This window comes from Mesorhizobium sp. P5_C1 (assembly GCF_054049815.1).
This window is the reverse complement of the sequence record NZ_JBFULQ010000180.1, coordinates 1-10,348: the sequence shown is the minus strand read 5'-3', so window position 1 is coordinate 10,348 and position 10,348 is coordinate 1. Positions and strand designations below refer to the sequence as shown.

The window sequence follows — 10,348 nt, the reverse complement described above, 5'->3', positions numbered from 1 at the left end:
GCCTTCTCGGCCTCCCATAGGTCCAGCCACCAGGTGCAGAGTTCCGCCTGGTAGCGGTTGTCGGCTCCGCGCTTGCGTGGCCGCTTGATCTCCCGCTCGATCCAGGTCAGCCGGTCGTTCAGCGCCAGCCGATAGAGGAGATGGCGGAACGCGTCGGCGAGCTGCATGTCGAGGGTGTAATCGCCTGTGCAGCCGAGCGGAGAGCAGTCGCGATGCCAGCTGCCCCACATCTCGAGGGCCTGGGTGATCGAGGGGCGCAGCTGCCGCCGATCCTCCTCGTCTTGGGGTATTTCTCTCGGGGGAAACATTGGGGACTCCGTGGTAGGGATTGATCCTATGGCGTAACCAAAATGGTTACAGTATGGTCAAGCTAAAGATAGCTTCTGCGGGCGTCCTTCCAGACCTTGACGGTGATGGTGTTCACGTAGGTCCCGACCTCGGCGAATGAGCCGTGGGGCAGATCGTTGAACCTGGCGTTCAGCTTCTCCATCAACGCCCGGAAGGCGATGGCCTTGCGCGTCTCTCGGAACTCGGTCCCGGCTGACATGATGGCGGCGAGGCAACCGTCGTCTTTCAGGAAGTCGAGCGCGTGGACGACGTGGTCGATATCGCGCTCCATGTCGAAGGGCGGGTTCATCACGATCCGATCGTAGAGGCCGGTGACCGAGGGGCGCAGCGACAGGAAGTCGGTGGCGTAGACCTTGCGATAGAGCCCCTGAGCCTGGAGCGCGCCGGCCAGCGCCGGCTGCAGTTCGACGCAATCAACCTGGTTGTCGAACCGGTATTCCTTGCGCCACCGCGCCATCTGGTCGGTCTGCCCATAGCCGTAATGATCGGAAAAGTCCTTGATGGTGGAGACGCAGCGCCGCGCCAGATTGCCGGTGCCGGCGCTCGGCTCGAGAATGGTGAGCCGGGGCTTCTCGATTGGCTGGATCAAAGGGATACCCTTGATCAGATCCTCGGCCGCGCCGTCGGGCGTCGGGAAGAATCCGAAGTTCCTGGCCGGCGTGGTCTTCCTGTTGCGGAAGAGGTCATCGGGTTCCTTGGTCTGCGCGTCGCCGATCACCTCGCCATAGTATTCGGCGAGCATCTTGTTGACCTTCTCGACCAGGTCGTCGCGGGTGAACCAGAGATGGGCGTTGCCGTTCTTGTAGCCGACCACCTTGAAATACTCGCCGATGTGCTCCGACTGGTGCGGGCCATAGCGACGCTCGTTCCTGATCTGACCGATGATTCCGCCATAGGCTAGGCCGGGCTTCTTCCCGTCCAGGATGCAGAAGGTCCGTTCGATGTCCTGCAGGGTGTCGGCCGTGCGGCCGTAGCTGAGCCCGCCGCCAAACTCGTTGAAGGCATACGTCAGGATGACTCGACCGCCGATCTTGAACCCGTCATGCGACCTAAACCGGCGATCGAGGGAGGAGAAGGCGATAGCAATGCCGCGCCGGAAGATCATCTGCGCCTCGCCGGCCCACTTGTCGATCGTGGCATAGATGTTGTCGACCGTCACCGGCGGGATCCCCTGCAGTTCTTCGGGATTGATCAACTCACGACTGTCGCCGCGACCGTGGTTGTACCGCTCGGGCACCCACGCAAGGCTGTCGCGCAGTTCGTCCTTGGCCTTGCGGTCCATGAGCGCATCGAGCTCGGTCATCTGCACCAGATAGTGCCAACAGGACACGTCGATCAGCCGCACCGCAGTGCGGAAATATTGGTCCCGGTCGGGGAGCTTCACGGAGCTGAAAAATGCCTTGATCTCGTCGGGACTGCTGTCGCCGTGATAGCTGTTGGAGTGCTCGCCGGCAGCGGACTTCCAGAGCAGCGCAGCCTCCTTCATTTTGCCGGCGGCTCGCTCGACGTCTTCGAATGCGGCGTGATACGCGGCCACCGCGGCATCGCGATAGGCGACGATCTGCTCGACGGTGTTGCGGGGGATCAGCGCGTTCATGGCTTCTGCCCGACCGGCTTGGCGCTGGTGGCGCCGTGCATTTTCTGGAAGATGAAGACGTCTTTGCGCTCGATGACGATCTCGTAGCGCTTGGTGCCGTCGGGCAGGGTGAACTCGTATTCGGTGGGCTTGTCGGTCACTGGTCTGGTCTCCGTGGTAGGGTCTTGGCGGGCGACGGGACCACTCCCGCCGCCCTATCGAAAGGGATGGTTTGCCTCTCTCAGTGCATCGCGCCTCCCTCGCTGGTTTCCTGGAAATCGAAAGCCAAGTCGGCTTCTTCGGCCGCAATGCGATCGGCCAGGCGATCGCGGCACCCCGGGCAAAGCAGGGAATCGTGCCAGCTGCAGGGGTCGAGGCATTCGTCGCAGTAGAACATCGTCAGCGCCCCCGGCCCTGAAACGATGCGACATGATCCGCAGCCGTATGCCGGCGCGAAAGGCTTCAAACGCGAAGTCGAGGGAGTAGCCGTCGACGTCCTGGTCTCCGTCCAGATCGTGGCCGGCGATCCGCTCGGCCTTGGCTACCCAGCGGAGCCAGTTTGCCTCGCTGGTGCTGGTTGCGCCGCTCTCGCGGGCGACGTTCTCGGGAGAGAAGGGATGGTCTGCCAGCTCGGTCAAGCTGCTCTCTTCGGCGTCGACCTCGGCGATGCGGCGCTGTTCCCAAAGGTCAGCGTGCTTGTCCCAATCACCGGCTTTGCGGGCTTCTTCAATCTGTGCTGTCAGGTTGGTCGTTTTCATCTTTGGTCTCCGTGGTAGGGAATGACCTTGTAACCGCAACAACTTAGCATGTAACCAAAATGGTTACAATGGAAGTCACTGAAAATGAACGCGAGCTGGCCGATCTTCTCCTGGCGCGTAGCAAAGCCGTGCGATGCGAGGMCGGCTATGCATTATGCACATCTCGTCAGGGGTGCTCGAACGAGCCGAGGATCTGCTATGCCTGTAGGGTCATTCAGCTTGCTTTCCCCAAGGTCATCGATCTTGGGTGCCGTAGGCCACTTTTGACCTGAACCAGACGTCCGTCTTCCAAGGGGCGAACGGCAGCTTTGCGCCTCATCTTGGTCACTCGAAGCTATTTCGMTGTTACCCGAAACCGGACATCAGCAGCGCGGAGCTGTTGGTCGTGTTTGCGCCAGTCTAGCCCTTCGCGGCCATTGTCTCGAACGACTAGAGTCGATCCTATGCGGACCATCCGACTAATGGCTCGGGGCTATCTTCCCTGGGCTCAACGGCTCTATGCTGAGAGGGGGCGACCCTGGTCTGGCTGCAGTGCCAAGCTGGAGAGAGAGGACGGCATGAATGAGACCCGGAAAATAGCAGCAATCCTGGTCTCGGATGTGGTTGGCTACAGTCGGCTCGCCGGCGCGGACGAGGATCGCATCCTGGCGCGGCTGCGGGCGCTGCGCAGCGATTTGATCGATCCCACCATCGCCGTGCACCATGGTCGCGTGGTCAAGCGAACCGGCGATGGGAGCCTCGTCGAGTTCCGCAGCGTSGTSGACGCGGTSCGSTGCGCCATCGAGGTGCAGAAYGSCATGSTYGARCGCAAYGCSGGCSTGYCACCKGAKCGMCGYATMGAGTTCCGCGTCGGTATCCATMTSGGCGACRTMGTYGAGGAGAGCGACGGCGAYCTGATGGGYGACGGCGTCAATATCGCCGCGCGCCTCGAAGGCATATGCGAGCCCGGCAGTATCTGTCTCTCCGAGCAAGCGTACTGGCAGGTCAAAGCAAGGCTCGATCTCGCGATCGACGATCGCGGCGCGGTGCGCCTCAAGAACATCGCCGATCCGGTCCGAGTTTATTCGCTACAAGTCGGCGTTCCCGCTCACGCCAAGCCCGCGGCACCTGCGGCGCCCACTGTGCCGGATAAGCCTTCGCCGCAGCTCGCGCTGCCCRACAAGCCKTCGATCGCSGTCTTGCCGTTCCAGAACATGAGCGGCGAYCCRGAGCAGGAATAYTTCGSCGACGGGATGGTGGAAGAGATCATCACCGGGCTGTCGCGGATCAAATGGCTGTTCGTGATCGCGCGCAATTCGAGCTTCGTCTACAAGGGCAAGGCTGTGGACGTGCGGCAGGTGGGACGCGAGCTCGGCGTCCGTTACGTTCTAGAAGGGGGTGTGCGGAAGGCTGGAAATCGCCTGCGCATCACCGCGCAGCTTCTCGAAGCCGAGACCGGGGCGCATCTGTGGGCAGACCGTTACGACGGCGCGCTGGAGGATGTTTTTGATCTGCAGGACCAAATCACCGACAAAGTAGTCGGCATCGTCGAGCCGAGCCTTCAGCGGTCGGAGATCGAACGCTCGCGGCGAAAGCGTCCCGAAAATCTCGACGCTTACGACCTCTATCTGCGCGCTGTTCCCCACATGGCAACGGTGATGCCCGCAGACGCCAGGATCGCAGCGGGGCTTCTGGAGGATGCGCTCAGGCTGGACCCGAACTACGCCGCCGCCCATGCGCTCCTCGCCTGGTGCCATGAGATTTTCTTCTCGCGCGCCGGGCTCGGCGAGGCCGACAAGGCCGCCGGGGTCGGGCATGCTCGCGCTGTGATAGCGAGCGGCACCGATGACGCGACGGCGTTGGCCATTGCCGCGTTTGCGATCACCATGCTGAGCAAGGACCACGAAGCGGCGTTGAGCGCCGTCGAGCGCGCCCTGTCGCTTAACGCCTCGTGCGCAACGGCGCTCTATTTCGGCTCGCTCATCTACGCTTTCGCCGGTCACCCCGCAGCGGCGACCTCCAACGCCAACCGTGCATTGCGACTGAGCCCATTCGATCCCTCGGCTTTTGTGGCCCATGCGGCGCTGGGAGCAGCGGCCGTCCAGGAGACGCGCTACGGCGAGGCGGCATCGGCCCTCGCCAAGGCCGTTCAAGCCAATACCCGCTTCAGCACGCTTTATTTCTTTCACGCCGCGTCGTTGGCGCTGGCCGGGCGCGAGGAGGAAGCACGGCCGATTGTGCAGCGATTGCTCGAGCTGGAGCCAGAATTTCGGGTCCGCATGATTTTCGAGGTCGGTATGGCGCGGGCCGTCGCGGATAAGTTCGCAGAAGGTGCACGCATACTGGGGTTGCCCGAATAGCTTGGCGGCGGCGAACGTCAGCCGATAGGCTGGGCCGTCGATCCCGGACGGCAAGCCGGCCTCCCGATCAGCGACGGGCTAAGTTCGGAATTGACGCACGCTGGTTGCCGAAGCGTCACGCCCGAAGGTCCGGAATCCGCCCTCTCGCAACGTCAGAACTTCCGGTACCTGGATGCCGCAGTTGGGCCATCTTTGGGCATTCACGATACGAACGCGAAACGCCGCATTCGTCACCCACTCCGCGCGTAGCCTACGGCCGGGGCAAGAGGCGCGGTGTTCCGCAACCTCAAGGGACGAACTATCGTTTGCGACCGCGAAGCCATCCGCATGCGTTCCGGTGAACTCGCCGCGTGGTGTAAATTTTCAATGTCCCATTGGCGGCCTACTTACTCCGGCAATCCGGCGTTGCGCAGGCCATCGAGCAGAGGTTTAAGCGCATCTCGGTGAGCATAAGGATTCACAGCGATCAGTTCCCGCGATGAGATGCTGGGTCTAAGTTCGCGAGCCTTCGCCAGCGCATGCGCAGCGAGAGCGACATGGCCGAGATGGTCATGGGCGGCCGCCAGTGTGAGCCAAGCGGGGTGATCCTTTTTTGGCATGTTGTCCAAGGCCGCTACGACTTCGCCATATCTCCTCAGTTCCAACAAAATTTTGGCGCGAATTACCCAGAACCAGTGTGGTGGAAACGGGGTTCTCTTCAGCGCGTCGTCGATTGAGGCCAGAGCCTCCTCCGGCCGGCCGGCGTATCGCAACCAATTCGCTCGGTCCGCGCGAATTTGCGCATCGGCCGGATTGAGAGCGACGGCGCGGTCGAAATGGACGCCGGCCCGTTCGTATTCGCGGAGCCACACCATGACCATGCCGTTGGCGTGGTGGACCGTCGGATCGTTGCTGTCCAACTCCATGGCTCTTTGTGCGGCAAGTGACGCTTCGTGCAGCGTTCGTGGATCGGTGTCGAACCAGTAGCGGCCGAGGAGAGCGATCGCCAGCCAGGCGTGAGCGTGCGCAAAATCGGGATCGATCGCCGTCGCGCGGGAAAAAAGCGGAACGGCCTCCTTCTCCATGTTGGCGTCGGCCAACTCCCGGCCCTGCAGGAAAAAGTCATAGGCCGTCCAGCTCGACGTTGGCCGCTTGCGCACCTGAAGCGCAGCAGCGGCCACCATTCGCCCCTCGAGCGTCGTCACGATTGCTGCCACGACTTCGTCCTGCACAGCAAAAATGTCGTGGCATTCGCGATCATACCGCTCCGCCCAGACGTGGTTGCCTGTCCTTGCGTCGATCAACTGTGCAGTAATGCGAATCCGCTCGCCCGCCTTCCGCACACTACCTTCGATGACGTAGTTCGCGCCCAGATCGCGGGCGGCCTGCATTGGGTTGATGCCCATCCTGGCAAGATGGAACGAAGCGTGACGCGCCGCGACGGTAAGATTTCTGAACCGCGACAACTCGGTGGTGATGTCCTCCGTGATGCCGTCCGAAAGGTATTGTTGACTGGGATCGCCGCTCAGATTGTCAAATGGCAAAACGGCAATGGAGGGCCTGGCAGCAGAGGTCGTTGCGGCCCGCCCGCCCACTTGACCAGTACTCGTTTCCACACGGTAAACCCGCACCGGTCTGACGATATTCTTGAGCGCCACCTCGCCCATGTCCTCGAAGGCAGCGTTGCCTTTGCCTCGCAATTCCTCATGAACCTTGGCCGAGACGCAGACCCCGCCTGGCTCTGCCAAGGCTTCGAGGCGAGCCGCAACGTTCACACCGTCGCCATAGATGTCCGAGCCCTCACCGATCACGTCGCCCAGATTGATGCCGATACGCAGCAATATGCGGCGGTGCTCGGTGACGGATTGGTTGGCCTCCGCCATTTTGGCCTGTAGTTCGACTGCAGCCTCGACTGCGTTCACCGCGCTGGTGAACTCCATCAACACGCCGTCGCCCATAAGCTTGACGATCCGCCCGCCGCGATCGCGAACGATCGGCTCCAGGATCGCCTTGCGCCGCTCCTTCAGTGCCGCCAGCGTACCCGCCTCATCCGCCTCCATCATTCGGCTGTAGCCGACCACGTCGGCCACAGCGATGGCGGCAAGACGGCGCTTGACGCGTTCATCAGCCATAAGTGATCGCCTCACTGGTTGGATCGATGGTATTTGCGCCGCACGGAGGAGTCCATCGTGGCCGGCAACGAGAACGGCTGCCTGGGTGGAATGATGGTCTCCTACCCCTTTCGGGACATTGAGCCTTCAACAGTCAACGACTGCTTCGGGTCAGGTCACGACTATGCCCACGTCGACGTGAATGTCCGCTTTTCGATATCCGCAGCCTCAAAGCTGCCGGTCTGCTTTCGGCCAATTGCGGTCATTCCGAATCTACCTTCGGACGAAGCCGCTATGTGCCTATCGGGCGGCTTTCGCCGCGACGGCGGCGCGCCGTTTAATTAGCCACAATGTCAACATGAACAACGGCCAAGGGGGCGTCGTTTAAGGGCGCCGAGACCAAATGCCCGAACGGTGCCAATGCTAGCTCTTGTGAATACTCTGGACTTCGAACGCTGTCTCTTGGGGCGGCGAGGTGAAGCCGCCCTTGATGCCTTTGCTCATCGTGGGCATCAGAATTCCATCGCGGAACTTCTCCCAACTCTCCTTAGAGTCGTGGATGGCAACGATCGTCCAACCACCGGCGGACGGCCCAGCGGCATGGAAGGTCTGGCCCTTTGGCAGAGCGCCGCCAGCCGGATGCACGGCAGCGAGTGATGCCTCGTATTGCGACTTTGTCCCACCCGGAAAGTGGTGAACGATCCCATAAGCCATCTCTTCCTCCGTTGCGACGTTTGGGCGGTTTCCTTTTTATGCCGTCGTACGCGCATTAGCGACCCCTCATATTCGCGAAACATGCGTGAAAGGCGTCGTGCCGGCGATCGGTTGGCAGACTTGAGGCGCAAAGCGGAATATGAGCATCGCGCCGCGACGGTTGAGATTCAATCGCGGCTCAGAGCTCGCCGGAGAGCACCGAAACGAATGCGATATTGCGCCGGCGTCAGCCCGACCTTGCGGCGGAAGAGACGCCCGAAAAAACTCGCATCCTCATAGCCGACTTCATTCGCCACCGCTTCGACAGGGAGATCGCCCGTCTCCAGCAGTTGCTTGGCCTCCTCGAGCCTGAGCGCATGGATGTAGTCGATCGCCTTCATGTCCGTAGCCCTGGCGAAGCGGCGCACGAAGGAGCGCTCGGACAGGCCTGACAACTTCGTCATGGCGGCGACGGGCGAGGGGGTCCGGTAGCCAAGCTCCGCCCATCTCTGGCACCGGTTGATCACCGCGTCGCTGGTCTGGCGAAAGCGCATGAGCGCGGCGAAGGGCTGCTGGCCCATATCGTGCCACTGCAGCATGTAGACCTTGGCGACCTCCATCGCCTCCTTGAGGCCGACAAAGCGCGCGATGAGATAGAGGGCGAGATCCTGCCAGCTCGAGCCGCCCCCAGCCATGACCACCCGTTGCGCCTCGCCGCTCAGCACAAGCGACTGGTCCGGCCTCACATTCACGCCGGGATAGTTGTTCGTGAGCGTCTCGACATAGCCCCAGTGAATGGTAGCCTCGCGATTGTCGAGCAGCCCGGCCTCGCCGAGCAGCACCGCGCCCGAGCATGCGCTTGCCAGCATGGCGCCGTCGTCATGCGCACGCTTCAGCCAGCGGGCCTCGGCATCATACTGCCCGGCGACACTTTCGCCCGGATTGACGAAGAAATCGGGGATGCAGACGATGTCGGGGCGAGGGCAATCGGAAAGCGCGTGGTCCGGGCGCACCCAGACGCCGTTTGCGGCGCGAAACGCGCTACCGTCCCCAGCAACCACATAGGGCCGCATGCGCGGCGTGCCCGCGGCTCCACTGGTGATGAACAGGAAATCCCTGCCGGGCGAGGAAAACAGGTCGAACATGCCGTAGATAGTGGAGGCTGTAGCCTCCGGAACGGCAAGGATCGCCACATTCAATGGGTCGGCCTGTTCAACCATGGCAGAAATGACCGCCTTCCAGCATTTTCGGCTTTAGTAACCGTGCCCGCGCCGCGCTAGCGTGCGTAAAACGAGGAGACCGCCCCATGGCCGCCACCGCTACCCTTGCACAATCGAGCATCGAAAGCTTCCGTTCCATCATGCGCGGCGAGGTGCTGGAGCCGTTGAACCCATCCTACAATACGACGCGAATCGTCTGGAACGGCATGATCGACCGCCGCCCCGCCCTCATCGCGCGCTGCCGGAGTGCTGCCGATGTCGTGGCGTCGGTGAATTTCGGGCGCGAGCAGCGGTTGACGATAGCGATCCGCTCGGGCGGCCACAATGTTGCAGGCTACGCTGTCTGCGACGGCGGACTGATGATCGACATGTCGCTGATGAAGGGCGTGCGGGTCGCGCCCGGCCTCGACCGTGCCTTCGTCGAAGGCGGCGCCACCTGGGCCGATGTCGATGCGGCCACCACCCCGCTTGGCCGCGCCACGCCGGGCGGTCTCATCTCGGCGACGGGCGTTGCCGGCCTGACGCTTTCTGGCGGCATCGGCTGGCTGCGTGGCAGCCACGGCCTCAGCGTCGACAATCTGCTGGCCGCCGATCTGGTGACCGCCGATGGCCGCCTCATCCATGCCGACGCGACGCAGAATGCGGATCTCTTCTGGGCGCTGCGCGGCGGCGGCGGCAATTTCGGCGTGGTGACGAGCTTCGAGTTCAAGCTGCACCCGATCGAACCGGAGCTGATGTTATGCGGTCCGGCCTATCCTGAGGAGCGCGCCAACGAGATCATTCCGCTCTGGCGCGACTTCATGCAGACCGCACCCGACCGCCTGAGCGGCCTGGCCGAGTTCTCCACCCTGCCCGACGATCCCTCGATTCCCGAGCATGCAAGGGGCCGTCGCGTCCTGGCGCTCGCGCATGTCTATGACGGACCGGCCGACGAGGGCGAGCGGGTCGTGGCACCGTTGCGGAGTTTTGGGGAACCGCTTGTCGATTTCAGCGGCCGCATGCCATATCGCACCATCCAGTCGCTCTATGACGGGCTGTTCCCGAAAGGTCGCGACCGCTGCTACTGGAAATCCACCTACCTCTCGCGCCTCGACGACGAGGTCATCGGGGAGATCACCGTACGGTTGGCGAAGCGGCCCTCCGAAATGACCTTCGCCTCGATCTGGAAGTTCGGCGGTTGCGTCCAGCACGTTGCAGCCGATGCGACTGCCTTCGGCGACCGCTCAATGCCCTTCATGCTCAGCCTCGACGCCATTTGGCCAGTCGCTGACGAGGACGATGCGAACATCGGCTGGGTTCGCAGCTTCTGGCAGGACATGCAGCG

Annotated in this window: 10 protein-coding genes; 3 read left to right on the top strand and 7 right to left on the bottom strand. The window is 62.5% G+C overall.

The annotated features are described in order from the left end of the window. From ACXJ7R_RS16090 to ACXJ7R_RS16075, 4 genes are all read right to left on the bottom strand, one after another. Positions 1–308 (bottom strand): hypothetical protein (locus ACXJ7R_RS16090; protein ID WP_457152698.1); only part of this gene is annotated, 308 nt, incomplete at its 3' end. 62 nt (positions 309–370) lie between these two features. Then, entirely contained in the window at positions 371–1,945 is a 1,575-nt protein-coding gene (locus ACXJ7R_RS16085; protein ID WP_457152697.1) for a DUF4942 domain-containing protein, read from the bottom strand. Beyond that, on the bottom strand, positions 1,942–2,085 hold the full coding sequence (locus tag ACXJ7R_RS16080) for a hypothetical protein (protein ID WP_457152696.1): 144 nt from the start codon (positions 2,083–2,085) through the stop codon (positions 1,942–1,944). The genes ACXJ7R_RS16085 and ACXJ7R_RS16080 overlap by 4 nt, the downstream gene beginning before the upstream one ends. 54 nt (positions 2,086–2,139) lie before the next feature. Continuing rightward, a complete protein-coding gene (locus ACXJ7R_RS16075; protein WP_457152695.1) occupies positions 2,140–2,682 on the bottom strand; it encodes a hypothetical protein in 543 nt (180 codons plus the stop codon). A gap of 557 nt (positions 2,683–3,239) precedes the next feature. Here ACXJ7R_RS16075 and ACXJ7R_RS16070 point away from each other — a divergent pair. Next, complete coding sequence (locus ACXJ7R_RS16070) at positions 3,240–5,021, top strand: adenylate/guanylate cyclase domain-containing protein (protein ID WP_457152694.1); 1,782 nt, start codon at positions 3,240–3,242, stop codon at positions 5,019–5,021. Positions 5,022–5,407: 386 nt separating this feature from the next. On the opposite strand, the gene ACXJ7R_RS16065 is transcribed toward ACXJ7R_RS16070, so the two are convergent. Then, on the bottom strand, positions 5,408–7,132 hold the full coding sequence (locus ACXJ7R_RS16065) for an adenylate/guanylate cyclase domain-containing protein (protein WP_457152693.1): 1,725 nt from the start codon (positions 7,130–7,132) through the stop codon (positions 5,408–5,410). A 57-nt stretch (positions 7,133–7,189) separates the two neighbouring features. Between ACXJ7R_RS16065 and ACXJ7R_RS16060 the strand changes: the two genes are divergently transcribed. Then, entirely contained in the window at positions 7,190–7,456 is a 267-nt protein-coding gene (locus ACXJ7R_RS16060; protein ID WP_457152692.1) for a hypothetical protein, read from the top strand. Positions 7,457–7,534: 78 nt separating this feature from the next. Here ACXJ7R_RS16060 and ACXJ7R_RS16055 read toward each other — a convergent pair whose 3' ends face one another. Together ACXJ7R_RS16055 and ACXJ7R_RS16050 are read right to left on the bottom strand one after the other, a co-directional pair. After that, on the bottom strand, positions 7,535–7,825 hold the full coding sequence (locus ACXJ7R_RS16055; protein ID WP_457152691.1) for a hypothetical protein: 291 nt from the start codon (positions 7,823–7,825) through the stop codon (positions 7,535–7,537). 167 nt (positions 7,826–7,992) lie between these two features. Continuing rightward, positions 7,993–9,024 carry a GlxA family transcriptional regulator gene (locus ACXJ7R_RS16050; RefSeq protein WP_457152690.1) on the bottom strand — a complete coding sequence of 344 codons (1,032 nt, stop codon included), beginning with the start codon at positions 9,022–9,024 and terminating at the stop codon, positions 7,993–7,995. An 86-nt stretch (positions 9,025–9,110) separates the two neighbouring features. Here ACXJ7R_RS16050 and ACXJ7R_RS16045 point away from each other — a divergent pair. Further along, positions 9,111–10,348 (top strand): FAD-binding oxidoreductase (locus tag ACXJ7R_RS16045; protein ID WP_457152689.1); only part of this gene is annotated, 1,238 nt, incomplete at its 3' end.

Bases quoted from the DNA above. Each gene is read 5' to 3' on its own strand.
- ACXJ7R_RS16085 (WP_457152697.1), bottom strand. From the start codon at position 1,945: ATGAACGCGCTGATCCCCCGCAACACCGTCGAGCAGATCGTCGCCTAT.
- ACXJ7R_RS16075 (WP_457152695.1), bottom strand. From the start codon at position 2,682: ATGAAAACGACCAACCTGACAGCACAGATTGAAGAAGCCCGCAAAGCC.
- ACXJ7R_RS16065 (WP_457152693.1), bottom strand. From the start codon at position 7,132: ATGGCTGATGAACGCGTCAAGCGCCGTCTTGCCGCCATCGCTGTGGCC.
- ACXJ7R_RS16055 (WP_457152691.1), bottom strand. From the start codon at position 7,825: ATGGCTTATGGGATCGTTCACCACTTTCCGGGTGGGACAAAGTCGCAA.
- ACXJ7R_RS16050 (WP_457152690.1), bottom strand. From the start codon at position 9,024: ATGGTTGAACAGGCCGACCCATTGAATGTGGCGATCCTTGCCGTTCCG.